Here is a 23,484-nt window from a genome sequence, read left to right as displayed (position 1 = left end):
GCCATTCTTCGATATGATCGTGCCATGACTTCGACCGCGCCCCATCGGGTGGTGGTGCTGGCGTTGGAAGGGGTCTACCCCTTCGAACTGGGTATCCCGAATCGCGTGTTCGGCAGTGCCGCAGGTAGATACGAGGTGATCACCTGCACGGTGGACGGTCGTCCGGTGCGCAGCGCCGCCGACTTCGACATCGCGGTGGCCCACGACAGCCGCGCCTTGTGCGACGCCGACACCGTGGTGCTGCCCGCCTGCGACATCACGACGGCGGTCACCGGCACGCTGCCGCAGCCGGTGCTCGACGCGTTGGCGCGGATTCCGGAGCAGGCGAGGATCGTCGCGATCTGCACCGGCGCTTTCATCGCCGCGGCCGTGGGCCTGCTCGACGGGAGACCGGCCACCACGCATTGGAATCAGGCCGGTTTGTTCCGGCGCGCCTTTCCGCGGGTGCGTCTCGACCCGGACGTGCTCTATGTGGACGACGGCGACGTCCTCACCTCGGCCGGCGCGGCGGCGGGACTCGACCTGTGCCTGCATCTGGTGCGACGCGATCACGGCAGTGCCGTTGCGAACGCGGTCGCGCGCCGCTGCGTCGTACCGCCGTGGCGCGATGGCGGTCAAGCGCAGTACATCGAGCAACCCGTGCCGCCGCAGACCTCGGCCGGGACCGCCGCGGCCAGGCAGTGGGCACTGGAGAACCTCAGTCATCCGCTGACCGTCGACGAACTGGCCGTGCGCGCCCGGATGAGCAAGCGCACCTTCGCCCGGCGTTTCCGCGACGAGGTCGGCATGAGCCCGGGACGCTGGCTGATCCAGCAGCGCGTCTTCCGCGCCAGACATCTGCTGGAGACCACCGACTTGACCGTCGATCGCATCGCGGGCGAGGTCGGGTTCGCCACCGGGACCTCGTTGCGTCAACACCTGGCCGACGCGATCGGCGTGTCACCGCAGGTCTATCGGCGCACGTTCCGCACGCGAGCCGACCTGGCGGCGAACTGAACGCCGGTGCGCTCGCGGGCCGGCGTTCAGTCGGCGGCCGGCGCGGGCAGGCCCACGCGACCGGCCGGCCATGGCAGGGAACACGCGAATCCCTCGTCGGCCACGTACCACTCGGCCGCCGGCGCCGCCGCGACGCCGACCGCGACGCAGAGCGGCAGCTGGATCAGCCACCATCGTCTCCCGCGCCGGGCGACGGCGACCAGCATGATCGGCGCGGCCAAGAGCGCGACGGTCACCGGCAGCCAGCCGTGCAGCAGGGAGATCCCGTGATGAAAGGTGTGCTGCTGGTTCGGCCCCCGGGCCTGCCGGGGAAACCTGCGGTGGCGCCGGAGACGTCGGCGCGGGGTCATCGGCGTCGTCGTGGCGTGCGAGGCAGAATGCGACCATGGTCGAACTCATGCTGGTGCGCGGTGACATCACCGAACAGGAGGTCGACGCGGTGGTCAACGCGGCCAACTCGTCGCTGCTCGGCGGCGGGGGAGTCGACGGAGCGATCCACCGGCGCGGCGGCCCGGAGATCCTGGCGGAATGCCGGCGATTGCGGGCGTCGCACTACGGCAGGGGACTGCCCACCGGAGCGGCGGTGGCGACCACGGCGGGTCGGCTTCCCGCGCGGTGGGTGATCCACACCGTCGGGCCGGTGTGGTCGGACACCGAGGACCGCTCCGCGCTGCTGGCCTCCTGTTATCGCGAATCCCTTCGTGTCGCGGACGAATTGGGGGCGCGCACGGTCGCGTTCCCGGCGATCTCGACCGGAATCTTCGGCTGGCCGATGGACGACGGGGCGCGGATCGCCGTGGAAACCGTTCGCGCGACCGAGACGGAGGTCTCGCAGGTGCGGTTCGTCCTTTTCGACGAGCGGGCGCACGGTGCGTTCGCGCGGCAGGTCTCCGGGCTCTGACACCTCGGCTCCGGCGGCCGCGTCGCCGGCGGGCGAAACTTGTCGGTGCCCGCCGGCATAGTCGGCGCGTGTCGTTCAGTACCCGCATCGAAGTCCGGGTGTCCGATCTGGATTCCCAGTTGCACGTCACCGGCGCGGCCTATCACCAATACGCCGATCACGCGCGTTTCGCCTGTGTGCAGGCGGCGGGTGTGTCGGTCGAGGACCTGATCGCGTCCGGCCTCGGCCCGGTCAACCTCGAGACCGTGCTGCGTTTCCAGCGCGAGCTACGCGGTGGCGACGTCGTGGACGTGTCGTGCGCCTGGCAGTGGGGGGAGGGCAAGACCTACCGGGTCGAGCACGTGCTGACCCGCGCCGACGGCGTGGTCGCCGCGACGGTGACCACCGTCAGCGGCTTGCTGGATCTGACGGCGCGGCGCATGGTGGCCGATCCCGCGCGGCACTGGGCGGCGCGCGCGAGCCGTCCGGAGTTGCTGGGATTGCCCGGCGCCGCGCGGGAGGCGACGGTCGTCGGCGCATAGCCCGGGCTGTGTCGCTGGAGGGTGAAAGGCGAAGCCTCCGCTAGACTCTCGAACAATTGTTCGTGTCTGCGAGAGGGGTTGTCGTGCGGGTGATGGGCGTCGACCCCGGACTCACCCGATGCGGCCTCAGCATCGTCGACGGCGGATCGGGGCGGAAGGTCACCGCCGTGGACGTCGGCGTGGTCCGCACGCCCGGCGATATGGAGCTGGCGCAGCGCCTGCTCGCGGTCGCCGACGCCGCCGAACGCTGGATGGACACCCACGAACCGGGGGCCGTCGCCATCGAACGCGTCTTCGCCCAGCACAATGTCCGTACCGCCATGGGCACCGCGCAGGCGGGCGGCGTGATCGCCCTGGCCGCGGCTCGGCGGGGGATCCCGGTCGCGTTCCACACACCCAGCGAGGTGAAGGCCGCGGTCACCGGCAACGGCGCCGCGGACAAGAAGCAGGTGACCGCCATGGTCACGCGCATCCTCGGCCTGGCGTCGGCGCCGAAACCTGCCGACGCGGCGGATGCGCTGGCGCTGGCGATCTGCCATTGTTGGCGGGCGCCGCTGCTGGAGCGGATGGCGGCGGCGGAGGCCAAGGCGGCCGCGGCGCAGCGCCGATACAAGGAGCGGCTGGCCGAACAACGGAAGGCGGTGCACGGGTGATCGCGTCGGTACGCGGTGAAGTGCTGGAAATCGCCCTCGACCACGCGGTGATCGAGGCGGCAGGCGTCGGCTACCGGCTCAACGCGACCCCGTCCACCCTGGCCGGGCTCACCCGGGGCGAGGAAACCCGGCTCTACACCGCGATGATCGTCCGCGAGGACTCGATGACCCTCTACGGTTTCGCCGACACCGAGGCCCGCGACCTGTTCGGCCTGTTGCAGACCGTGTCGGGCGTGGGACCCCGCCTGGCCATGGCGGTGCTGGCCGTGCTCGAGCCGGAGGCGCTGCGCAAAGCGCTGGCCGAGAGCAACGTGGCGGCGCTGACCCGGGTCCCCGGCATCGGCAAGCGCGGCGCCGAGCGCATGGTGGTGGAACTGCGCGACAAGGTGAATCTGGTTGCGGTACCGTCCGGTCCGCCCGGATCCGCACCTGCCACTGCCGTCACGCCCGTGCGCGAGCAGGTCACCGACGCGCTCGTCGGCCTCGGCTTCGCGGCCAGACAAGCCGAACAGGCGATCGACGCGGTGCTGGCCGAACAGCCCGCCGCCGACACCTCCGCCGCCCTCAGGGCCGCGCTCGGCCTGCTCGGCAAGAACCGGTAAGGCGTCATGGATCATTCAGAGGACCCCGGCGAGTCGCAGGTCAGCGCCAACTATCTGAAGTCCGACGGCGAGATCGAGGCGAGTCTGCGCCCGAAGTCGCTGGACGATTTCATCGGTCAGCCCCGCGTGCGCGAACAGCTCGCGCTGGTGTTGCGCGGCGCCAAACAGCGCGGCGGCACACCGGATCACGTCCTGCTGTCCGGCCCGCCGGGCTTGGGCAAGACCAGCATGGCGATGATCATCGCGGCCGAACTCGGCACTGCGCTGCGGATCACCTCAGGTCCGGCGCTGGAGCGAGCCGGCGACCTGGCCGCCATGCTCAGCAATCTGGTCGAGGGCGATGTGCTGTTCATCGACGAGATCCACCGGATGGCGCGGCCCGCCGAGGAAATGCTCTACCTGGCGATGGAGGACTTCCGGGTGGACGTGGTCGTCGGCAAGGGGCCGGGGGCCACCTCCATCCCCCTGGACATCGCACCGTTCACGCTGGTCGGAGCCACTACCAGGTCGGGAGCGCTGACCGGCCCGCTGCGCGACCGTTTCGGTTTCACCGGCCACATGGACTTCTACGAGCCCGGCGAGCTGCTGCGCATCCTGCAGCGCTCGGCGCACATCCTCGGCGTCGTCATCGAGGAGGAGGCGGCGGCCGAGATCGCGGGCCGCTCGCGCGGCACGCCCCGGATCGCCAACCGCCTGCTGCGCCGCGTCCGCGACTACGCGGAGGTGCGTGCCGACGGCCGGATCACTCGCCCCATCGCCCAGGCCGCGCTCGAGGTCTACGACGTGGACGTGCTCGGCCTCGACCGGCTCGACCGCGCGGTGCTCGGCGCGCTGGTCCGTGGTTTCGGCGGTGGTCCGGTCGGCGTGTCCACCTTGGCCGTGGCGGTCGGGGAGGAGGCCGCGACCGTGGAAGAGGTCTGCGAACCGTTCCTGGTGCGCGCCGGGATGGTCGCGCGCACACCGCGCGGCCGGGTCGCCACCGCCGCCGCGTGGGAGCACCTCGGTCTCGTCCCGCCGCCCGACCTGGTGTTCGGCTCCATCGAAGTGCGCGGCCGCGAGCCGCACCCCACGCTCGACCTCTTCGAATGATTCGCGCGGGGGTGGATCGCGGTCGCGGTCAGCGGCGATGGCGCAGAGCGGCGGCGACCAAATCGCGGAAGGCGTCGACTTCGTCGCGCTGATATCCGCGAGTGCCGCGCCGGGCCTCGGTGAATCGAACGGCCTCGACATCGGCGAGGGTGAGGCTGCCCGGCCCGCCGTGCGCGAGGGTCGCGGCGACCAGATCGAGGAACGCGCCGACCTCTTCCTCGTTGTATCCGCGCCTGCCCACCGGGGCCTGGCTGAATCGCATGCGCCGCACGTCGTCGAACGTGAGCATGGCCTGGCCGTCGCCGTTCGCGGCGGGCACCGGCCGGACACCGCGTTGCCGGAACTCCAGCTCGGCGCGCAGCTGGTCGAGATACTCGTCCACCTGATCGGCGCGGTAGCCGCGCTGGCCGAGCCGGGGCGCTTCGAAACGGACCTGGCGCAGATCGTCGGCGGCGAGATCGCCGTGTCCGGCCAGCGTCGCGGCGATGAGTTCGAGGAAGGCGTCCACCTCGTCCGCGTGGTAGCCGCGATGCCCGAGCGTCGGGGTCGCGAAGCGGGTGCTGCGCACGTCCTCCGGAGTCACGAGCGACATTCTGTCAGGCTCGCCGCCCCGGGCCGCTCGGAAGGAATACTTCGCGATTGCATGGCCTTTTGCGAACAAGGGCCGTCCCCCTGGCGAGAGCGTCGGATCAATGCGCCTCACCCTAGCGCCGGTGGCGATGTCAGGGGGATTGCCGAGTTGCTCAGTCCTTGCGCACGCCGTCCACGAGCAGGCGGCGGATGGCCTGGTTCAGCCCGGCGATGGCGGCCTCGTCGGGTTCGCGCAGCGAGTAGACGATGCCCCCGATCAGCATGCCGGTCACCGCGCGCGCGGTGTTCAGCGTGTCCAGGTCGGCGCGCAGGTAGCCCTGCTCGACGCCGTGGTCGAGATAGCCCGCGGTGAGCCCGTCGGCGGTGTCGAGCAGTCCGTACAGCCGCTGGGTGAGCTCGTCGTCGATGCCGGTGGCGTGGAAAAGCAGCAGCTGGGCCACCCGGCGATCGGCGAGCAGGATCTCGGTGAGGGCCACACCGATGCGGTCGATCTGGGCGCGGTATTCGTCGAGGGAGGCGGCGGCGTCCGGGGCGTTCTCGGTGCCGAGCGCGGCGATGATGCGCGCGGCCAGATCATCGATGACGTGGTCGATGATGTCGCGCTTGTTGCTGAAGTAGCGGTAGAAGGTGCCGTGGCCGATGCCGAGCTGTGCCGCGATGTCGGCGATGCCGGTGGCGTGATAGCCCTTCTCCGCGAAACAGACGAACGCGGTGTCGATGATCTCCTGGCGCAGTTCGGCTTTGCGTCGCTCGGCACGCGTGGATGGCTTCGTCACCTCCCCGATGATACAGTCATCACAAACGGAATGATGTGTCATTCCGTGATATGTGGTTCAGATAGCAGGAGGTTCGGTGTGGCGCCTCAATACGACGCGGTCGTAGTCGGTGCGGGGTTCGGGGGCATGGGAGCTGGCATTCAGCTCGATCGGCTCGGCCTGAGCAATTACGTCATCCTGGAACGGGAGGACGATCTCGGCGGCACCTGGCACGTCAATCACTATCCCGGTCTGGCGGTCGACATCGCCTCGGTGACCTACTCCTACTCGTTCGAACCGAATCCGCACTGGTCACGGCTGTTCGCGCCGGGCGAGGAGCTGAAGAAGTACGCCGCGCACGTCGCCGACAAATACGGCCTGCGCCGCCGCATGCGCTTCGGCACCGTCGTCGACGGCGCGCGCTGGGACGAAGAGCAGCAGCACTGGGCGGTCTCGATCGCGGGCGGCGAAACCGTCACCGGCCGGTACCTGCTCACGGCGACCGGCTTCCTGTCCCAGCCCTACACCCCGCCGTTCCCCGGCATCGACTCGTTCGCGGGCAAGATCATCCACACCACCGCGTGGGAGGACGACTTCGACCTCACCGGCCGCAAGGCCGCGATCATCGGCACCGGCGCCACCGCCGTGCAACTGGTTCCCGAGGTGGCCAAGAAGGCGCGGGCGCTCACGGTCTTCCAGCGCACCCCGATCTGGGTGGTCCCGAAGATCGACACCGCGATTCCCGCGCCGGTGCGCGAGCTGTTCGAGCGGGTTCCCGCCACGCAGAAGGCCGCGCGACTGGTCAACACCAGCCTGCTGGAGGCGCTGATGGTGGTGGGGGTGCTGCACTTCAAGCAGGCCCGGCTGCTGAACAAGGGGGCGGGCGCGCTGGCCAAGGCGCACCTGCGGGCGTCGGTGCGCGACAAGCAGACGCGCAGGCAGCTGACACCGCACTACGACTTCGGGTGCAAGCGGCCGACCTTCTCCAACCACTACTTCACCACGTTCAACCAGCCGCACGTGCGCCTGGAGACGAACTCGATCGATCACATCGAGCCGGACGGCATCGTCACCGCCGACGGGCACAAGACCGAGATCGACACCCTGATCCTGGCCACCGGCTTCAATCTGTGGGACGTGAACTTCCCGGCCATCGAGATCATCGGCCGGGACGGGGTGGATCTCGGAAAGTTCTGGCGCGACAACCGGTTCCAAGCCTATGAGGGCATCACGGTGCCGAAGTTCCCCAACTTCCTCAGTCTCAACAGCCCGTACTCCTACAGCGGCCTGTCCTACTTCACCACCATCGAAGCCCAGATGAAGCACATGGGCAGGTTGTTCGGCGAGTTGCGCCGTAGGGGCGAGACCACCTTCGAGGTCACCGAGCAGGCCAACGCGGCGTTCCTGGACCGGGTCACCGACAAGCTGGGCTCGTCGGTGTTCTACGGCGGCGACTGCGCCACCGCGCGCAGCTACTACTTCAACCAGCACGGCGAGGCCGCCCTGCTGCGGCCGACCAGCACGCTGAACGCGCATCGCGAAGCGGTGAGCTTCCCGCTGGAGGACTACGTCTACGGCAAGACCGCCTGAGGCCGTCGCGCGGCTCGCCCGAGGAGCGTGTCCGGCGGGCGAGCCGTTGTGCAATGAGGGAGTTGTGGCTGCCCAGCGGCGTGCGGGTGTGGCGCCCGCGCGGCGAACTGGCAGACTGTGGGGGTACTTGCCCATCCCACCCACGAAACTAGGGACTGACTTCGACGATGGAACTGCTGTTTCCGCTGCTACTGGTAGCCCTGCTCGTGCCGATGTTCCTCGGTGTCCGCCGTCAGAAGCGGGAAGCCGAGAAGGTCGCCCAGATGCAGGACAGCCTGAAGATCGGCGATCAGGTCGTCACCACGTCGGGTCTGTACGGCACCGTGGTCGAACTCGACGACACCACGGTCGACCTCGAGATCGCCGAGGACGTGGTCACCACGTGGCTGCGCCAGGCCATCCGTGAGGTGCGCATCGACGATCAGGTGAGCACCGAGGAGACCGGCTCGGAGACCACCGGCTCGGACACCACCGACGCCGTCGAGGAATCCGCCGAGCAGACCGAGACCCGCCTGACCAAGGACTGATCGCCGCGGTTGTGCCCCGGCTCGCCGGATGTCGCCGCGGCCGTCCGTCCGCGCACCCGGCGTCGCTGGTGCACGTCCGCATGTTCCATCCTCGACTTCCCGCCTAGGAGATGACGTACTGTGCCACCTTCCCAGGGATCGGCGCACCCGCTGCGGCTGCTCGGTGTCTATGCCGCGCTGCTGGCCGTGATCTATGCGCTGGTGTTCTTCACCGGTGACAAGTCCCCGACGCCCAAGCTCGGTATCGACCTGCAGGGCGGTACGCGCGTCACGCTGTCCGCGCGCACGCCCGACGGCAGCAAGCCGAGCCAGGACAGCCTGAAGAAGGCGCAGGACATCATCGAGAACCGGGTCAACGGCCTCGGTGTCGGTGGCTCCGAGGTCGTCATCGACGGCGACAACATCGTGATCACCGTGCCCGGCGACGACGGGCAGCAGGCGCGCGCGCTGGCGACCACCGCCAAGCTCTACATCCGACCGGTGCTGCAGGCCGTGCCCGCGGCGGGACGCGGCGCGACCCCGCAGACGGCGCCTGGCACCGAGCCCGCGCCCGCCGCGCAGCCGTCGGCGCCGGAGACGACGCAGCCCGCCGCGCCGGAGACGACCCAGCCCGCTCCGCAGCAGCGCGTGTTCCCCGCGCAGCAGCCGACGCAGCCGCCCGCCGCTCCCGGCCTGGAGCCGACCGAAGAGGCGAGCAAGGAGATCCAGGCGGCCAAAGCGGTGCGACAGAGCACCGACCCGTCCGTGCAGCAGGCCGCGCTGGCCGCCTTGGACTGCACCAAGGCCGATCCGCTCGCCGGCAACGACGACCCGGCCCTGCCGCTGGTGACCTGCTCGACCGACGGCAACGAGGTGTTCCTGTTGGACAAGAGCCGCATCGACGGCCAGGAGATCAAGGACGCCAGCTCGGGCCTGAACCAGCAGCAGGCCAGGCACGAGGTCTACTTGGACTTCAAGTCCGGCGGCAGCGACGCATGGGCGTCGCTGACCGGCGAGTACGTCTACAAGCGCGTCGCGTTCGTGCTCGACTCGAAGGTGGTCAGCGCCCCCGTCGTGCAGCAGGGCCCGCAGCAGGGCGGCCGCACCCAGATCTCCGGCAACTTCACCGCTACCTCGGCGAAGGAACTGGCGAACACGCTGAAGTACGGCTCGCTGCCGCTGTCGTTCCAGACCTCGGAAGCCGAGACCGTGTCCGCGACGCTCGGCCTGTCCTCGCTGAAGGCGGGCCTGCTCGCCGGAGCGGTCGGCTTGCTGGTGGTGCTGCTGTACTGCCTCACCTACTACCGGATGCTCGGTTTCGTCACCGGCTTGTCGCTGGTGGCCTCGGGATTCGCGGTGTACGGCATCATGGTGCTGCTCGGACGCTGGATCGGATTCACTCTCGACCTCGCCGGTATCGCGGGTCTGATCATCGGTATCGGCATGACCGCCGACTCCTTCGTGGTGTTCTTCGAACGCATCAAGGACGAGATGCGCGAGGGGCGCAGCTTCCGCTCCGCCGCTCCGCGCGGCTGGCAGCGCGCCCGCAGGACCATCCTGTCCGGCAACGCCGTCAGCTTCATCGCCGCGGCCGTGCTCTACATCCTGGCGGTCGGCCAGGTGAAGGGCTTCGCGTTCACCCTCGGCCTCACCACCATCCTCGACGTGGTCGTGGTGTTCCTGGTCACCTCGCCGCTGGTGCTGCTGGCCTCGCGGACGGCGTTCTGGTCCAAGCCCTCGGTGAACGGCCTCGGCGCGATCCAGCAGATCGCCCGCGAGCGGAAGGCGGCCGAGGCCGCACTCGGGAAGGCGTGAGGACGATGACCAACAGCCACACCACCCCCTCGCTGGACAAGACGAGCGCCACCGAGATCACCGACGTGTTCGCCGCGGTCGGCGAGCCGCAGACGCCCAAGCACGGCTTCTTCAACCGCCTCTACACCGGCACCGGCGCGATCGACGTGATCGGCAAGCGCCGGATGTGGTACCTGATCACCGCCGTGATCGTGCTGGTCTCGCTGGGCAGCATCCTCTTCCGCGGCTTCAACTTCGGCATCGATTTCGAGGGCGGTTCGCGCATCCAGTTCCCGGCGGGGAACGCGACCACCAGCGCGGTGGAGGACGTCTACCGCGGTGCGATCGGCACCGATCCGGTCTCGGTGCAGACCGTCGGCACCGGCGGTTCGGCCACCATGCTCATCCGTTCCGAGGCGCTGGACCAGAGGCAGGTCGAGGCGCTCAACAGCGCGCTGTTCACCACGTTCCAGCCCAAGGACAAGTCCGGCAATCCCAGCCGGGCCGCGATCAGCACCTCGGACGTCAGCGAGACCTGGGGCAGCCAGATCACGCGCAAGGCGGTCATCGCGCTGGCCGTGTTCCTCGTGCTCGTCGCGGTCTACATCGCGGTCCGCTTCGAGACGCACATGGCGATCGCGGCGCTGGCGGCGCTGTTCTTCGACGTCACCGTCACCGCGGGTGTGTATTCGCTGGTCGGGTTCGAGGTCACTCCGGCGACCGTGATCGGCATCCTGACCATTCTCGGCTTCTCGCTCTACGACTCGGTCGTCGTGTTCGACAAGGTCGAGGAGAACACCCACGGTATTCTGCACCTGACTCGGCGCACCTACGGCGAACAGGCCAACCTCGCGGTGAACCAGACGCTCATGCGCTCGATCAACACCGCTTTGATCGGCATCCTGCCGATCGTCGGGCTGATGGTGGTCGCGGTGTGGATGCTGGGCGTCGGCACCCTGAAGGACCTGGCGCTGGTGCAGTTGGTCGGTCTGCTGGTCGGCACGTACTCCTCGATCTTCTTCGCGACTCCGCTACTGGTGTCGATCAAGGAGCGCTGGGGGCCCGTGGCGGCGCACACGAAGAAGGTCATGGCCAAGCGGGCGGGCGCGGCCAGCGCCCGTGCGGGCGTCGCGGCCGAGCGCCGGGCGAGCATGGCAACGGGTCGAGAGCACGAACCGGCGCAGCGCAAGCAGCGCGCGGCCGGGCAGACGCCGCGTCCCGGCGCGCGCCCGAGCGGGAAACGGCACAAGAGGCGGAACTGACACCAGGCAAGGGGTTTCATGCGACAGCCACGCAGTGCGGTACGACTGATCGGAGCGCTCGCTGCGGGGACGGTGGCCGCCGGGCTGATGGTCGGCTGCTCCAGCAAGAATCAGGTGCCCTCCATCGGTTACGCGACCGATGCCACCATCGCCACCTATAACGGGGCCAGCACGCTGGGGGCGAGTTCCGGGTCCTCCGCGGTGTTCGCCCGGGTGCTGACCGGCTTCTTCTACACCGGTCCGGACGGCCAGCAGGTCGCCGACACCGACTTCGGGACCGCCAAGGAGGTGCCGGGCGAGTCGCAGACCATCCAGTACCGCCTCAATCCCGACGGCGTGTACTCCGATGGTGTGCCGACCTCCTGCGACGACTTGGTGCTGGCGTGGGCCGCCCGCAGCGGCCGGTACACCAAGCCGGGTGACCGGGGGCCCGTTCCGCTCTTCGACGCCGCGAGCACCAGCGGCTACGACGCCATCGAACGGGTCGACTGCCAGCCCGGCTCGCGGGACGCCACGGTCGTGTTCCGGCCCGGCAGGCGGTATCTGCCCTGGCGCAACCTGTTCGCCGCCGGTGAGTTGATGCCCGCGCATGTCGCGGCTCGCGTGGCGAACGTGCCCAACGTGGTGTCGGCCTTGCAGACCGGCGATCCGAACGCGCTGGGCCGGATCGCGGAGTTCTGGAACACCGGCTGGACCATCCCGGCCGACGGACGGCTGGACCTGTCGCGGTTCCCTTCGTCGGGGCCCTACCGCATCGAATCCTTCGGCAGCGAGGACGGTTTGGTGCTGGTGGCCAACGAGCGCTGGTGGGGCAACAAACCGGCGACCGGGCGAATCGTGGTGTGGCCGAGGAACGTGGACGTGAAGAAGAAGGTCGGCGAGAACGCCGTCGGTGTGCTCGACATCGGCGCGCACTCGGTGAAAGACCTGGATCTGAACGGCTTCTCGGTGCAGACCCTGCCCGGCCGCGGCGCCGAGCAACTGACGCTGTCCACCGGGGGAGTGTTCGCCTCCGTCGAGGCGCGCCGGGCGTTCGCGCTGTGCCTGCCGCGCCAGACGCTGTTCGACAAGCTCGGCAAGGTGCCGGACGCACCGAAGACCGGGCTGGGCTCCGGGCCGCTGAATGCGCACGTGGTGCAACAGGACGCCCTGCTCTACCCGGCGGTCATCGGCGCGTCGAACAACTACTCCGGCGGCGACGTGGCCAACGCGACCAGAGCCGTCGCCGCCTCCGGTGCGCCGAACCCCACCGTCCGGATCGGCTACCTGGGTCCGGACGACCGGCGCGCGCAGACCGTCGCCATGATCGCCGAAGCGTGCAAACCGGCGGGCATCATCGTGGTGGACGCCGCAGCGCCCGATTTCACGCCCACCCGGCTCACCGAGGGCAAGGTCGACGCCGTCCTCGGCAGCACCGCGTCGGCGCCCGGGCCGGCGGGCTCCCTGGCGGGAGTGGCCGCGGCCAGCGCGTTGCGCACCGGAAACGGTCTCAATTTCGGACGGTACGGCAACGGCCGTTACGATGCGATCACCGATCAGCTCGGGGCCGACGACAGCGCGGCCGCACAGCTGAATCTGCTCACCGAGGCCGAGAACCTGCTGTGGGCGGAGCTGCCGAGCATTCCGTTGTTCGCCACCCCGCGCACGATCGCCTTCGGCAAGGGGCTGCGCAACGGGATCGCCGCCCCCAACCAGGCCGGAACGGGCTGGAACATGGACCGGTGGGTGCTCGAGCGGTGACAGACGGTGTGGGTGATGTGACCATGGAGAGGTGTCGATGAGCAAGCACGCGGCGATCGAGTCCGAGGATGTAGCCGCCGAACGGACCACAAGAGCCGCCGAGATGGTCGACCGCTTGACCCGTTGGCACGACGACTTCCCCACGCCCGGTGTGCGTTTCGCGGATCTCACCCCGGTGTTCGCCGACGCCGAGGGCTTCCGCGCCGTGGTCGACTGCCTGGCCGCGTGCGCACCCGACGCCGATCTGGTGGCCGGCGTCGATGCTCGCGGCTTCCTGCTCGGGGCCGGTGTCGCCGCCTCCCTCGGCACCGGCGTGCTCGCCGTCCGCAAGGCGGGCAAGCTGCCGCCGCCGGTGATCAGCCGGGAATACAGCCTCGAATACGGCACCGCCGCGCTGGAGATTCCCGCGGACGGCATCGATCTGGCCGGCCGTCGCGTGCTTCTGCTGGACGACGTCCTCGCCACCGGCGGCACGCTCGCCGCGGCGGCGGAGCTGTTCAAGCAGTCCGGCGCCGAGGTGGCCGCCGCCGCGGTGGTGCTGGAACTCGGCTTCCTCGGCGGACGCGCCCGGCAGGGCGACTACCCGCTGACCTCGATCGTTCAGCTCTGAGCCGCTACCGGCGGCGCGCGAGAGCCCGCCGCCGGAACTCGCGCAACGAATGACGTGGACCAAGCCCTCGTTCTCGTGGATGAGGTGTCGCTGCGGCTGGACGAGTGAGCCCGGCCGGGAATTGGGCCTGGCGGTGGCGATCGGCGCGTCGTTCTGACGAAGTGTGATCCGAATTGCACTGGCGCATCGGTCGGAGTTGTCGTTAACCTGTACAGGTCTTGTTCCCGTTGATCGGAGTTCTGCCGTTGCTCATGTGAGGTAGCCACAGTGCGGCCCGCATTCGCGCGCCGTGTCTCGTCGCAACCTCTGGGAGCTGGCATGACCAATCTGTCTTTTTCCGATCTCACTTTCGGCTGGCCGGACGGCACCCCCGTTTTCGAGGGGATCGACGCCGTTCTCGGCCCCGGCCACATCGGCCTGGTCGGCGGCAACGGTGCGGGCAAATCCACCTTGCTGCGGTTGATCGCGGGGGAGCTGAAGCCTGCTCGCGGGTCGGTCACCGTCGCCGGGCAGCTCGGGTATCTGCGCCAGGATCTCGGTCTGGGCGCGGGGCAGCGCGTCGACGCGGTGCTCGGCATCGCCGAGGTGCGAAAAGCGTTGCACCGCATCGAGTCCGGTTCGGGAAGCGGTGCCGACTTCGACCTGGTCGGCAACCAGTGGGATGTCGAGGAGCGGGCGCTGGCGTTGCTGGCGCGGCTCGGCCTGCACTACGTCGCCGACTCGGTGGCGCATCTCGATCGCACGCTCGACACGCTTTCCGGCGGCGAGACGGTGCTGCTCGGACTGGTCGCCGAGCTGCTCGCCGAGCCGGACGTGCTGCTGCTGGACGAACCGACGAACAACCTGGATCGGGTGGCTCGGGCACGGCTCTACGAGGTGATCGGCCAGTTCTCCGGCACGGTGCTCACGGTCAGCCACGACCGCGAGCTCCTGGAGCGGATGGCGGCCATCGCGGAGCTGCGCCACGGCGAACTCCGTTTGTTCGGTGGCAATTTCAGCGAGTACGAGCGGATCGTCGCCGCCGAGCAGGAGGCTGCCCGCGCCGCGATCCGGGACGCGCGCAGCGATGTCCGCAAGCAGGCCCGCGAACTCGTCGAAGCGCGCATCAAACTCGACCGCAGGCAGCGGTACGGGCAGAAGATGTGGGACCAGAAGCGGGAGCCGAAAATCGTGATGGCCGAACGCAAACGGCAGGCGCAGGTGTCCGCGGGCAAGCTGCGCAACAACCACATCGAGAAGCTGGATTCCGCCAAGGAACAGCTCGAGCAGGCGAAGGAGCTGTTGCGCGACGATCGGGAGATCCGGGTCGAGCTGCCCGATACACGGCTGTACCCCGGTCAGGACGTCATCGAGCTGGACGGAGTCGAGCTGGCGTGCGGGCCGACGGTGACCTTGCGGGTGTCCGGCCCGGAGCGGATCGCGTTGACCGGCCGCAACGGCGTCGGCAAGACGACGCTGCTGCGGCGTATCGCCGAGGAGGGGCCGAAAGTGCCGTGGCGGATGCTGCCGCAGCGGCTGGACGTGTTCGACGAGGGGCGGTCGGTGTTCGAGAACGTCGCCGCCACCGCGCCGCACGCGTCGGCGGAGCGGATCCGGGCGCAGCTGGCCCGCTTCCTGTTCCGTGGCGCGGACGCCGATGTCGCGGCGGCGGCGTTGTCCGGCGGTGAACGGTTGCGCGCGGCGCTGGCGATGCTGCTGCTGGCCGACCCTGCGCCGCGCCTGCTGTTGCTGGACGAGCCGACCAACAACCTCGACCTGCCCAGCCTGGAGCATCTGACCCAGGCGCTGGCCGGTTTCGAAGGGGCGCTGATCGTGGTCAGTCACGATGCGCGGTTCCTCGACGACATCGGGGTGACCCGGCGCCTCGAGCTCACCGCGGAGGGATTGGCGGAGACCCTGCTGACCTGACCCGCCGTCAGTCCAGCAGTGCCGAGAGCCGCTTCGGGGCGACGAGCCGGTAACCGTCCCGGACGATCTCGGCGACCTCGGCCCAGTCCGGTTCCACATCCAGGCGCACGCCGATCCAGGCCCGGTGCCCGACGCAGGGCGGCACGAAGAACCGGGCGGGCTCGGCGGCGACCAGTTCGGCTTGCACGCCGAAGGCGGCCGGGCACCAGATCGTGGTGCCCGGCTCCCGGTGCCGGTCCTCCGGGCTCGCGACTCTTGACCGGCTAAGTTTTGGTCGAATAGACTAAAACAAAGAGAGGACGTGATCGTAATGGGATACGGACACTGGGACGACTCCGCCTACCGCGCGGCCAAGACCTTCCGCGCCGCTCGTGGCATCGATGACTTCGGCTACACCGCCGAGATGCGGGCCGAGCCGCACGCGAACTGGCGGGTGCACCCGATGCTGGACCCGCTCGGGATCGGCGTGCGCGAATGCCGGGATTCCGCCGACCACGCCAACTCGCTGCCGATCGCGGTGCTGTTCGACGTCACCGGATCGATGGGCCGGGTGCCGCGGATCATGCAGGACAAGCTGGGCACCCTGCACGGTCTGCTGCGGCGCAAGGGCTACGCGGACGATCCGCAAATCCTGTTCGGCGCGATCGGTGACGCGGACACCGATCGCGTGCCACTGCAGGTGGGGCAGTTCGAATCCGACAACCGGATGGACGAGCAGTTGCGGGCCGTCTTCCTGGAGGGCGGTGGCGGTGGGCAGAAGTCCGAAAGCTACGAACTGGCCGCCTATTTCCTCGCGACGCACATCGCGACCGACGCATGGGAGAAGCGGCGCAAGAAGGGTTACCTCTTCCTGATCGGCGACGAACTGAACAAGCCGCGGCTGGCCTCCCGGCACATTCGCGCGATCATCGGCGACGGTGTGCGCCAGGACATCTCGGTCGAATCCGTCTACCGTGAGCTCGCCGAACGCTGGCACGTGCACTACATCCTGCCCAACCAGTCGAGCTACTTCCACGACCCGGAGATCGCCGAGCACTGGCGCGGGCTGCTCGGCCAGAACTTCCTGCGTTTGGACGATCCCGCCGCGGTATGCGAACTCATCGCGCTGACCATCGGATTGGCGGAGGGGCGCGTCGACCTGGCCGGTGGACTGGCGGATCTGCGCGATGTCGGTTCCGCGGCCGAAGCAGCGTCGGTCGGCAAAGCGCTGGACGCCGACGACCGGCGGCCACGAGCCTTGCCGCGTGGGCGCGGCTGAAGGTGTGTGATGTTCGGTGCGCACATCATCGTCGTGGATCTCGGTTTCGGGGACGCGGGCAAAGGAGCGACGGTCGACTGGCTGTGCGCACCGGAGTCGGGATTCGAGGTCTCCGCCGTGGTCCGGTTCAACGGCGGGGCGCAGGCGGCCCACAACGTGATCGCCGAAGGACGCCATCACACGTTCGCGCAGTTCGGCTCGGGGACGTTCGCGGGCGTGCCGACGCTGCTGTCGCGGCACATGCTCGTCGAGCCGATCGCGCTGGCCGCCGAGGCGCGCGGGCTGGCCGCGCTGGGCGTCCGCGACCCGCTGTCTTTGCTGCGGATCGACGGGCGAGCCCTGCTCACCACGCCGATCCACATCGCCGCCAACCGTGCTCGCGAGGACGCGCGGGGTTCCGCGCGGCACGGTTCGTGCGGGCGGGGGATCGGCGAGACCGCGGGCTACGCCCTCGCGCACGCGGCTCCCATCGTGGCGGATTGCCTGCGTCCGATGGTGCTGCGGCGCAAACTGCGCACGCTGGCGGCACATTACGGGCCGCTCGTCGCCCCGAGCGAACATCGCTTCGAACCGATCGACGACCTGGTCGAGATGTACCAGGAGTTCGCCGCGGCGGTGCGGATCGTCGGCGCCGACCAGCTGGCGCGGTTCGCGCGCCGGGGCACGGTGGTGTTCGAAGGCGCGCAAGGCGTCCTGCTGGACGAATGGCGCGGGTTCCATCCGCACACCACCTGGTCCACCGTCGAGCCACGCAACGCGCGCGCGATGCTCGCCGAGATCGGCGCGTCCGGCTACGTGCTCGGCGTGACCCGCACCTACCAGACCCGCCACGGCGCAGGCCCGTTCCCCACGGAGGATCCCGGCCTCGACCTGCCCGAGCCGCACAATACGTCCGGGCGTTACCAAGGCGAATTCCGTCTCGGGCATCTGGACACGGTGTTGCTGCGTTACGCGATCGAGGTCTCCGGCGGTATCGACGGACTCGCCGTCAATCACCTCGACGTGCCCGGGCGACGCTACGCCGCAACCGGTTACGCCGTGGACGGCGGCAGGTTGGATACGCTGCCCATCGGCCGGTGGCAGGACCTGGAGCACCAGCGCGAACTGACCCGGATGGTGACGCGCGCCGAGCCCGTGCTCGCCGAACTGCCCGACGACCCGGTGCCGTGGCTGGCCCGGACGCTCGGCGTGCCGGTCGTCCTCACCGCCGACGGCCCCGGTCGCCGTCACCGCACGCAGACGGCGTATCGCGCGGCGGCGTGAATCGTCCACGGCGGCACACCGCGAGAGGGGTCCACATGCCGGGAGGCTGGTCGGGCAGGATGGGGCGGCGTGGAGCAGTCCGTTGTGTCGGTGGATGTCGTGGCGTTGCGGTTCTGGGACGAGGACGGCGGCGTCCGGTTCGGGATCGCCCCCCGGGCGATGGAGCCGTTCGCGGGGCAGCAGGCCCTGCCGGGTGTGCTGCTCGGGCGAGGCGAGCGGCTGGCCGTCGCGGCGCGGCGAGCCGTGCACACCAAATTGGGCGTCCCGGAGGAAGCCATCGGGGCGGTGGGGCAGTTGGTGACCTTCGACGAGCCGAACCGCGACCCGCGCGGGCCGACGCTGTCGATCGCGATGTGGGCGGTGGTGGGACCGCACGAGGGCCCGGCGCGGTGGATCGAATTCGACGAGGTGCCCGAGCTGGCGTTCGACCACAATCGCATCGTCGGCGTCGCCCGCGGCGTTCTGACGCGGCTGCTGTGGAAGGACCTGACGTTCACCCGCGCGCTCCTCGGCGCGGAGTTCCCCGCGACCAGGGCGGTGGAGGCCGTCACGGCGCTGTCCGGGACCCGTCCCGATGCCGCGAATCTGAACCGGACGCTGGCGGCCATCCCGGGTCTGGCGCGCACCACCGAACGGCGCCGGGTCAAAGCAACCGGCCGGCCTGCCGCGGTGTGGGCATTCGGCGCGCCGGAGTGAATGGCGCGCACGCACCGTGGGGCGCTCGGGCGATGCCGCGTGGGGGTTCCCGAGGTGTCGTGCCGGCGTCGACCGAGGGCACCGGTCAGCGGCGGGGCGCGTACATGATGACCGCCACGCCGGCGAGGCAGATCGCCGCACCGAGGTAGTCCCAGCGATCGGGGCGGAACTTGTCCACCAGCACGCCCCAGGCCAGCGAGCCCGCGACGAAGACACCGCCGTAGGCGGCCAGGATGCGGCCGAAGTTCGGGTCCGGCTGGAAGGTGGCCACGAACCCGTAGGCGCCCAGCGCGAGCACGCCCGCGGCGATCCAGACGACGCCGCGCTGTTCCCGCCAGCCTTGCCACACCAGCCAGGCGCCGCCGATCTCGGCGAGCGCGGCGAGGGCGAACAGCAGCATCGAACGGGCGACGATCATGGCGCGGACGATACTGGCGCGTGGGCGGGCGGCGACATGAACCCGGCCCGACCTCGGGAACGGCGTAGCCGCGCCCGAGCACCGGATGGGAGACGTCGCGCACCGGCACGCCACCCTCGGTGCGGCCGAATATTCTCCACGCGTAGGCATGTCCGTGGACGGCGAGCACCGCCCCGCCCGCCTCCGCCGCCTCGTGGCAGCCTCGTCCGAGGTGAATCTTCGGCCGCAGTGCGAAACTTCGCGTTCACCTGGAAGCGACCACCCGTGAAATCGGTATATAGCTGTCGGCTATTCCGTGTTCGAGGCCTGTTCAGCGAGGCTACGGGCAATGTGGTGCGCGATGAAACGTCCATGAACACTGTCGCGGCAGGCTATCGCACGTGCCGGTCGGTCCCGCATGGTCGCGGTATGAGCCGAGCGCAACTGCTGGCGAAAGTCGTTGCCGTCACGGCGGCCGCGTTCCTGCCGCTGTCCGCCGCGGCCGGAGTCGCCCACGGGGATGCTCCCGCGGACAAAGTGGTCGTGATCGGACTGGACGGCCTGATGTACGACAAGATCGAGCAGGCACCGGCGCCTAATCTGCTGCGGCTCAGCGCTGCCGGCTTGCTGAGCCGTTCCTCCATCGCCCCGCACATCACGATCTCCGGCCCCTCCTGGGCCACCGTGCTGACCGGGGTGTGGGATCGCAAGCACGGCATCACGAACAACGAGTTCACCGCCGAGCCGTTCGCGCGGTACCCGACGGTGTTCACCCGGCTGGAACGGGCCCGGCCCACCGCGAAGACCCAGTCCATCGCCACCTGGGACCGGATCGCCACGATGACCGGCAGCGGCAACCCGCGCGCCGACGTCGTCGTCTCCACCGCGCCCGTACCGGACGATCCGGACGAGTCGCGCACCGACGCCGCCACCGCCGCGGCCGTGGTGACCGCGATCGGCAGATTCGCGCCCGACCTGTTGTTCACCCATCTGGACCAGGTCGACCACGCGGGTCACCACGCGGGCGGCGCCTCGCGCGCCTACCTCGACGCCGTGACGCGCGTCGACGTCCTGGTCGGGCGCATCGTCGCCGCCGTGGACGCTCGCGCCGCCGCCCACCCCGCCGAGCGGTGGACCGTCCTGGTCACCGCCGACCACGGCCACACTCCCCGAGGTGGACACGGCGGCCAGTCCACGGACGAGACGACCAACTTCGTCATCGCTCGCGGCCCGGACTTCCGGCCCGGCGCCACCAGCACCCGAGCGACCCTGGTCGACATCACCCCGACCGTGCTCGACCTGCTCGACGTCGCCCCCGCCGCCGATCTCGACGGTCGGTCGCTGCGCTCCGAGCCCGGCTCCGGCCGGACGCCGTTCGCCGGCGCACAACCCGCCGCGATTCGCTGACCGCCCCTGGTCCCGCATCGACTCGCATTCCTGGCCGGATCGTGCGTCGCCGGGTCGCCGCACGGGTATAAGAGCTGGTAGGAGCAAGTTGGGCGACCCGCCGACAGCGTCGAAGCCGCGAGGGAGGCTTTCGAGTCCCACGCACGGACGGGTCCCGGACGCGGCACTCGAAAAGGATGACGGGAACCGCTTCGCAGCCGCGCCGGTCGCTGCTACCGGCACCCCGGCGGGCATCCTTCGTCCGCGGAACGGACGTCGGTGCTCCGCCCGGACTAAAGTTGGTGGTCCGGGAGGTTGCACCGGTCGGATAGGGTGGTCCGATCGAGGCGCGGAGAGGTGGTGGCATGACTCAGCATCTGGGCGAGGCGAAGGTCGAGCAATCGACGTCGGGCCCGCGGCCGAACGGTGCGGGCGCCACCGACGCCGCGCAGTCCCCGAAGCCGCAGGCGCAGGCGAATCCGGCGCCGCCGCGGCAACCCGGCACCTCCTCCGCCGTTCCGACCTCCGCGTCGCGCCGGGTGCGGGCCCGCCTGGCCCGCCGCATGACCGGGCAGCGCGGCATCGCGGCGGTCAAGCCGGTGCTCGAGCCGCTGGCCACCGTGCATCGCGAGCTGTACCCGAAGGCGAACCTGACGCTGCTGCAGCGCGCGTTCGATGTGGCCGACGAGCGGCACAAGCATCAGTTCCGCAAATCGGGCGACCCGTACATCACCCATCCGCTCGCGGTGGCGAACATCCTCGCCGAACTCGGCATGGACACCACCACGCTGGTCGCGGCGCTGCTGCACGACACGGTCGAGGACACCGGCTACAGCCTCGAACAGCTCACCCAGGACTTCGGCTCCGAAGTCGCCCACCTCGTCGACGGCGTCACCAAGCTGGACAAGGTCAACCTGGGCGCGGCCGCGGAGGCGGAGACCATCCGCAAGATGATCATCGCGATGGCCCGCGACCCGCGCGTGCTGGTGATCAAGGTGGCCGACCGGCTGCACAACATGCGCACGATGCGTTTCCTGCCGCCGGAGAAGCAGGCCAAGAAGGCCAAGGAGACGCTGGAGGTCATCGCGCCGCTGGCCCATCGCCTCGGTATGGCGACGGTGAAGTGGGAGCTGGAGGACCTGGCATTCGCGATCCTGCATCCGAAGAAGTACGACGAGATCGTCCGGCTGGTCGCCGATCGCGCGCCCTCGCGCGACACCTATCTGGCGAAGGTGCGGGCCGAGATCGTCAACACACTGGCCGCCTCCCGGATCAACGCGATCGTCGAGGGCCGCCCGAAGCACTACTGGTCGATCTACCAGAAGATGATCGTCAAGGGTAAGGACTTCGACGACATCCACGACCTGGTCGGCATCCGCATCCTGTGCGACGAGGTGCGCGACTGCTACGCGGCCGTCGGCGTGGTGCACTCGCTGTGGCAACCCATGGCGGGCCGGTTCAAGGACTACATCGCCCAGCCGCGCTACGGCGTCTACCAGTCGCTGCACACCACCGTGGTCGGGCCGGACGGCAAGCCGCTGGAGGTGCAGATCCGCACCCAGGACATGCACCGCACCGCGGAGTTCGGCATCGCCGCGCACTGGCGCTACAAGGAGACCAGGGGCAAGCACTCCACCGACACCGCCGAGGTCGACGACATGGCCTGGATGCGCCAGTTGCTGGACTGGCAGCGGGAGGCCGCAGATCCGGCGGAGTTCCTGGAGTCGCTGCGCTTCGACCTGAAATCGCCGGAGATCTTCGTGTTCACGCCGAAGGGCGACGTGATCACGCTGCCGCAGAAGTCGACGCCGGTGGACTTCGCCTACGCCGTGCACACCGAGGTGGGGCACCGGTGCATCGGCGCCAGGGTGAACGGTCGCCTGGTCGCCCTGGAGCGTCAGCTGGAGAACGGCGAGGTCGTCGAGGTGTTCACCTCGAAGGCGCAGAACGCGGGACCCAGCCGCGACTGGCAGAACTTCGTGGTGTCCCCGCGCGCCAAGGCCAAGATTCGCCAGTGGTTCGCCAAGGAGCGCCGCGAGGAGGCGCTGGAGAGCGGCAAGGAGCAGATCTCCAAGGAGGTCCGCCGCGTCGGGCTGCCGCTGCAGCGGCTGATGAGCGTGGACGCGATGACCGCGGTCGCCCACGAACTGCACTACACCGACATCTCCACGCTCTACACCGCCGTCGGCGAGCACCAGGTCTCCGCGCACCATGTGGTGCAGCGGCTGATGGCGCAGCTCGGCGGCATCGGCGACGTGGAGAACGAGCTGGCCGAGCGCTCCACCCCGTCGACGACGCCGAGCAGGCAGCGGGTCACCGGTGACGCGGGCGTGCTGATCCCCGGCGCTCCCGGCACGGTCGCCAAGCTGGCGAAGTGCTGCACTCCGGTGCCCGGCGACGAGATCATGGGCTTCGTGACCCGCGGCGGCGCGGTGAGCGTGCACCGCACCGACTGCACCAACGCAGGCTCCCTGCGTGAGCAGTCCGAACGGATCATCGATGTGTCCTGGGCCCCGTCGCCGTCCTCGGTGTTCCTGGTCGCCATCCAGATCGAGGCGCTCGATCGCACGCGGCTGCTGTCCGACGTGACCAAGGTGCTGGCCGACGAGAAGGTCAACATCCTGTCCGCTTCGGTGGCCACGCACGGCGACCGGGTGGCGATCAGCAAGTTCACCTTCGAGATGGGCGATCCGAAACATTTGGGGCACTTGCTGAATGTGGTGCGCAACGTGGAAGGCGTCTACGACGTCTACCGCGTCACCTCCGCGGCCTGACGCGCACGCCCCTTGCGAATAGCTGTCAATTAACTGGAAGCGCAAGGGGTTTCGTTCGCTCCCAACTCGGCTCCAGGGGTTGCCATTCGGGGCGCGGTGCCGGAAACTTGTCGGACCCTTCCCCGGAACGCGCCACCGCGTGTCGCGTTCAACTCGGTGTGTCCTGGAAGTTTTCCGTCGATGCGGCAGTAA

24 protein-coding genes are annotated in these 23,484 nt (G+C 69.5%); 19 read left to right on the top strand and 5 right to left on the bottom strand.

Annotated features, from left to right (window positions below; translation table 11 throughout):
* Nucleotides 1-24: 24 nt before the first annotated feature.
* Entirely contained in the window at nucleotides 25-996 is a 972-nt protein-coding gene (locus tag ACWDMM_RS08870) for a GlxA family transcriptional regulator (protein WP_195082273.1), read from the top strand.
* A gap of 26 nt (nucleotides 997-1,022) precedes the next feature.
* Here the strand turns inward: ACWDMM_RS08870 and ACWDMM_RS08865 are convergent, their stop codons facing one another.
* Nucleotides 1,023-1,346, bottom strand: a complete 324-nt coding sequence (locus tag ACWDMM_RS08865) for a hypothetical protein (protein WP_449936774.1) — start codon at nucleotides 1,344-1,346, stop codon at nucleotides 1,023-1,025.
* A 35-nt stretch (nucleotides 1,347-1,381) separates the two neighbouring features.
* On the opposite strand from ACWDMM_RS08865, the gene ACWDMM_RS08860 reads away from it, so the two are divergent.
* The 5 genes from ACWDMM_RS08860 to ruvB all read left to right on the top strand — a co-directional run bounded on the left by ACWDMM_RS08860 (nucleotide 1,382) and on the right by ruvB (nucleotide 4,762).
* The gene (locus ACWDMM_RS08860) at nucleotides 1,382-1,897 is read left to right on the top strand and encodes an O-acetyl-ADP-ribose deacetylase (RefSeq protein ID WP_357107904.1); all 516 of its coding nucleotides are present in this window, start codon (nucleotides 1,382-1,384) and stop codon (nucleotides 1,895-1,897) included.
* 68 nt (nucleotides 1,898-1,965) lie between these two features.
* Nucleotides 1,966-2,418, top strand: coding sequence for an acyl-CoA thioesterase (locus ACWDMM_RS08855; protein ID WP_195082276.1), 453 nt, complete (start codon nucleotides 1,966-1,968; stop codon nucleotides 2,416-2,418).
* A gap of 83 nt (nucleotides 2,419-2,501) precedes the next feature.
* Nucleotides 2,502-3,071 carry a crossover junction endodeoxyribonuclease RuvC gene (ruvC, locus tag ACWDMM_RS08850; protein WP_195082404.1) on the top strand — a complete coding sequence of 190 codons (570 nt, stop codon included), beginning with the start codon at nucleotides 2,502-2,504 and terminating at the stop codon, nucleotides 3,069-3,071.
* Nucleotides 3,068-3,673, top strand: coding sequence for a Holliday junction branch migration protein RuvA (gene ruvA, locus ACWDMM_RS08845; protein WP_357107901.1), 606 nt, complete (start codon nucleotides 3,068-3,070; stop codon nucleotides 3,671-3,673). Before ruvC ends, ruvA begins: the two co-directional genes overlap by 4 nt.
* 6 nt (nucleotides 3,674-3,679) lie before the next feature.
* A complete protein-coding gene (gene ruvB, locus ACWDMM_RS08840; RefSeq protein ID WP_195082278.1) occupies nucleotides 3,680-4,762 on the top strand; it encodes a Holliday junction branch migration DNA helicase RuvB in 1,083 nt (360 codons plus the stop codon).
* A 28-nt stretch (nucleotides 4,763-4,790) separates the two neighbouring features.
* Here ruvB and ACWDMM_RS08835 read toward each other — a convergent pair whose 3' ends face one another.
* Entirely contained in the window at nucleotides 4,791-5,354 is a 564-nt protein-coding gene (locus ACWDMM_RS08835; RefSeq protein ID WP_195082279.1) for a DivIVA domain-containing protein, read from the bottom strand.
* Nucleotides 5,355-5,505: 151 nt separating this feature from the next.
* Nucleotides 5,506-6,171 (bottom strand): TetR/AcrR family transcriptional regulator, encoded by a 666-nt coding sequence (locus ACWDMM_RS08830; RefSeq protein WP_449936768.1) that lies wholly within the window; start codon nucleotides 6,169-6,171, stop codon nucleotides 5,506-5,508.
* A gap of 36 nt (nucleotides 6,172-6,207) precedes the next feature.
* On the opposite strand from ACWDMM_RS08830, the gene ACWDMM_RS08825 reads away from it, so the two are divergent.
* The 8 genes from ACWDMM_RS08825 (at nucleotide 6,208) to ACWDMM_RS08790 (ending at nucleotide 15,518) form a co-directional block, all read left to right on the top strand.
* Nucleotides 6,208-7,698 carry a flavin-containing monooxygenase gene (locus ACWDMM_RS08825; RefSeq protein WP_449936766.1) on the top strand — a complete coding sequence of 497 codons (1,491 nt, stop codon included), beginning with the start codon at nucleotides 6,208-6,210 and terminating at the stop codon, nucleotides 7,696-7,698.
* Between the two features lie 167 nt (nucleotides 7,699-7,865).
* Complete coding sequence (gene yajC / locus ACWDMM_RS08820; protein ID WP_195082282.1) at nucleotides 7,866-8,225, top strand: preprotein translocase subunit YajC; 360 nt, start codon at nucleotides 7,866-7,868, stop codon at nucleotides 8,223-8,225.
* A gap of 120 nt (nucleotides 8,226-8,345) precedes the next feature.
* Complete coding sequence (secD, locus tag ACWDMM_RS08815; RefSeq protein ID WP_195082283.1) at nucleotides 8,346-10,019, top strand: protein translocase subunit SecD; 1,674 nt, start codon at nucleotides 8,346-8,348, stop codon at nucleotides 10,017-10,019.
* Nucleotides 10,020-10,024: 5 nt separating this feature from the next.
* Nucleotides 10,025-11,260 carry a protein translocase subunit SecF gene (gene secF / locus ACWDMM_RS08810; protein WP_357107890.1) on the top strand — a complete coding sequence of 412 codons (1,236 nt, stop codon included), beginning with the start codon at nucleotides 10,025-10,027 and terminating at the stop codon, nucleotides 11,258-11,260.
* An 18-nt stretch (nucleotides 11,261-11,278) separates the two neighbouring features.
* A complete protein-coding gene (locus ACWDMM_RS08805) occupies nucleotides 11,279-13,000 on the top strand; it encodes an ABC transporter substrate-binding protein (protein ID WP_357107887.1) in 1,722 nt (573 codons plus the stop codon).
* A gap of 37 nt (nucleotides 13,001-13,037) precedes the next feature.
* On the top strand, nucleotides 13,038-13,610 hold the full coding sequence (locus tag ACWDMM_RS08800; protein ID WP_067811329.1) for an adenine phosphoribosyltransferase: 573 nt from the start codon (nucleotides 13,038-13,040) through the stop codon (nucleotides 13,608-13,610).
* A 49-nt stretch (nucleotides 13,611-13,659) separates the two neighbouring features.
* The gene (locus ACWDMM_RS08795; RefSeq protein WP_195082405.1) at nucleotides 13,660-13,767 is read left to right on the top strand and encodes a DUF4291 family protein; all 108 of its coding nucleotides are present in this window, start codon (nucleotides 13,660-13,662) and stop codon (nucleotides 13,765-13,767) included.
* A gap of 161 nt (nucleotides 13,768-13,928) precedes the next feature.
* Complete coding sequence (locus tag ACWDMM_RS08790; protein WP_449936762.1) at nucleotides 13,929-15,518, top strand: ABC-F family ATP-binding cassette domain-containing protein; 1,590 nt, start codon at nucleotides 13,929-13,931, stop codon at nucleotides 15,516-15,518.
* Between the two features lie 7 nt (nucleotides 15,519-15,525).
* On the opposite strand, the gene ACWDMM_RS08785 is transcribed toward ACWDMM_RS08790, so the two are convergent.
* Nucleotides 15,526-15,705: a hypothetical protein gene (locus ACWDMM_RS08785; protein ID WP_449936760.1), complete on the bottom strand. Its 180-nt coding sequence runs from the start codon at nucleotides 15,703-15,705 to the stop codon at nucleotides 15,526-15,528.
* 123 nt (nucleotides 15,706-15,828) lie between these two features.
* Here ACWDMM_RS08785 and ACWDMM_RS08780 point away from each other — a divergent pair, with 123 nt between their 5' ends.
* From ACWDMM_RS08780 to ACWDMM_RS08770, 3 genes are all read left to right on the top strand, one after another.
* The gene (locus ACWDMM_RS08780) at nucleotides 15,829-16,776 is read left to right on the top strand and encodes a hypothetical protein (protein WP_195082406.1); all 948 of its coding nucleotides are present in this window, start codon (nucleotides 15,829-15,831) and stop codon (nucleotides 16,774-16,776) included.
* A gap of 9 nt (nucleotides 16,777-16,785) precedes the next feature.
* Nucleotides 16,786-18,039, top strand: a complete 1,254-nt coding sequence (locus ACWDMM_RS08775; RefSeq protein ID WP_449936758.1) for an adenylosuccinate synthetase — start codon at nucleotides 16,786-16,788, stop codon at nucleotides 18,037-18,039.
* Nucleotides 18,040-18,108: 69 nt separating this feature from the next.
* A complete protein-coding gene (locus tag ACWDMM_RS08770) occupies nucleotides 18,109-18,735 on the top strand; it encodes an NUDIX hydrolase (RefSeq protein WP_195082288.1) in 627 nt (208 codons plus the stop codon).
* Nucleotides 18,736-18,820: 85 nt separating this feature from the next.
* Here the strand turns inward: ACWDMM_RS08770 and ACWDMM_RS08765 are convergent, their stop codons facing one another.
* A complete protein-coding gene (locus tag ACWDMM_RS08765; RefSeq protein ID WP_323124443.1) occupies nucleotides 18,821-19,150 on the bottom strand; it encodes a YnfA family protein in 330 nt (109 codons plus the stop codon).
* A gap of 411 nt (nucleotides 19,151-19,561) precedes the next feature.
* Between ACWDMM_RS08765 and ACWDMM_RS08760 the strand changes: the two genes are divergently transcribed.
* Both ACWDMM_RS08760 and ACWDMM_RS08755 read left to right on the top strand, forming a co-directional pair.
* Nucleotides 19,562-20,539, top strand: a complete 978-nt coding sequence (locus ACWDMM_RS08760; protein WP_195082290.1) for an alkaline phosphatase family protein — start codon at nucleotides 19,562-19,564, stop codon at nucleotides 20,537-20,539.
* A gap of 344 nt (nucleotides 20,540-20,883) precedes the next feature.
* Nucleotides 20,884-23,292 carry a RelA/SpoT family protein gene (locus ACWDMM_RS08755; RefSeq protein ID WP_195082291.1) on the top strand — a complete coding sequence of 803 codons (2,409 nt, stop codon included), beginning with the start codon at nucleotides 20,884-20,886 and terminating at the stop codon, nucleotides 23,290-23,292.
* Nucleotides 23,293-23,484: the final 192 nt, after the last annotated feature.

It is taken from the genome of Nocardia sp. NPDC003726 (genome assembly GCF_053586955.1).
This window is presented reverse-complemented; position numbering and strand designations above follow the sequence as displayed.

Excerpts from the sequence above, each read along its gene's own strand:
- ACWDMM_RS08775 (WP_449936758.1), top strand. The coding sequence starts at position 16,786 with ATGTTCGGTGCGCACATCATCGTCGTGGATCTCGGTTTCGGGGACGCG.
- ACWDMM_RS08805 (WP_357107887.1), top strand. The coding sequence starts at position 11,279 with ATGCGACAGCCACGCAGTGCGGTACGACTGATCGGAGCGCTCGCTGCG.
- ruvB (WP_195082278.1), top strand. The coding sequence starts at position 3,680 with ATGGATCATTCAGAGGACCCCGGCGAGTCGCAGGTCAGCGCCAACTAT.
- ACWDMM_RS08755 (WP_195082291.1), top strand. The coding sequence starts at position 20,884 with ATGACTCAGCATCTGGGCGAGGCGAAGGTCGAGCAATCGACGTCGGGC.
- yajC (WP_195082282.1), top strand. The coding sequence starts at position 7,866 with ATGGAACTGCTGTTTCCGCTGCTACTGGTAGCCCTGCTCGTGCCGATG.
- ACWDMM_RS08865 (WP_449936774.1), bottom strand. The coding sequence starts at position 1,346 with ATGACCCCGCGCCGACGTCTCCGGCGCCACCGCAGGTTTCCCCGGCAG.
- ACWDMM_RS08780 (WP_195082406.1), top strand. The coding sequence starts at position 15,829 with ATGGGATACGGACACTGGGACGACTCCGCCTACCGCGCGGCCAAGACC.
- ACWDMM_RS08860 (WP_357107904.1), top strand. The coding sequence starts at position 1,382 with ATGGTCGAACTCATGCTGGTGCGCGGTGACATCACCGAACAGGAGGTC.
- ACWDMM_RS08790 (WP_449936762.1), top strand. The coding sequence starts at position 13,929 with ATGACCAATCTGTCTTTTTCCGATCTCACTTTCGGCTGGCCGGACGGC.
- ACWDMM_RS08795 (WP_195082405.1), top strand. The coding sequence starts at position 13,660 with ATGACGTGGACCAAGCCCTCGTTCTCGTGGATGAGGTGTCGCTGCGGC.
- ACWDMM_RS08760 (WP_195082290.1), top strand. The coding sequence starts at position 19,562 with ATGAGCCGAGCGCAACTGCTGGCGAAAGTCGTTGCCGTCACGGCGGCC.
- ACWDMM_RS08870 (WP_195082273.1), top strand. The coding sequence starts at position 25 with ATGACTTCGACCGCGCCCCATCGGGTGGTGGTGCTGGCGTTGGAAGGG.
- secF (WP_357107890.1), top strand. The coding sequence starts at position 10,025 with ATGACCAACAGCCACACCACCCCCTCGCTGGACAAGACGAGCGCCACC.
- ACWDMM_RS08835 (WP_195082279.1), bottom strand. The coding sequence starts at position 5,354 with ATGTCGCTCGTGACTCCGGAGGACGTGCGCAGCACCCGCTTCGCGACC.
- ACWDMM_RS08830 (WP_449936768.1), bottom strand. The coding sequence starts at position 6,171 with ATGACACATCATTCCGTTTGTGATGACTGTATCATCGGGGAGGTGACG.
- ACWDMM_RS08800 (WP_067811329.1), top strand. The coding sequence starts at position 13,038 with ATGAGCAAGCACGCGGCGATCGAGTCCGAGGATGTAGCCGCCGAACGG.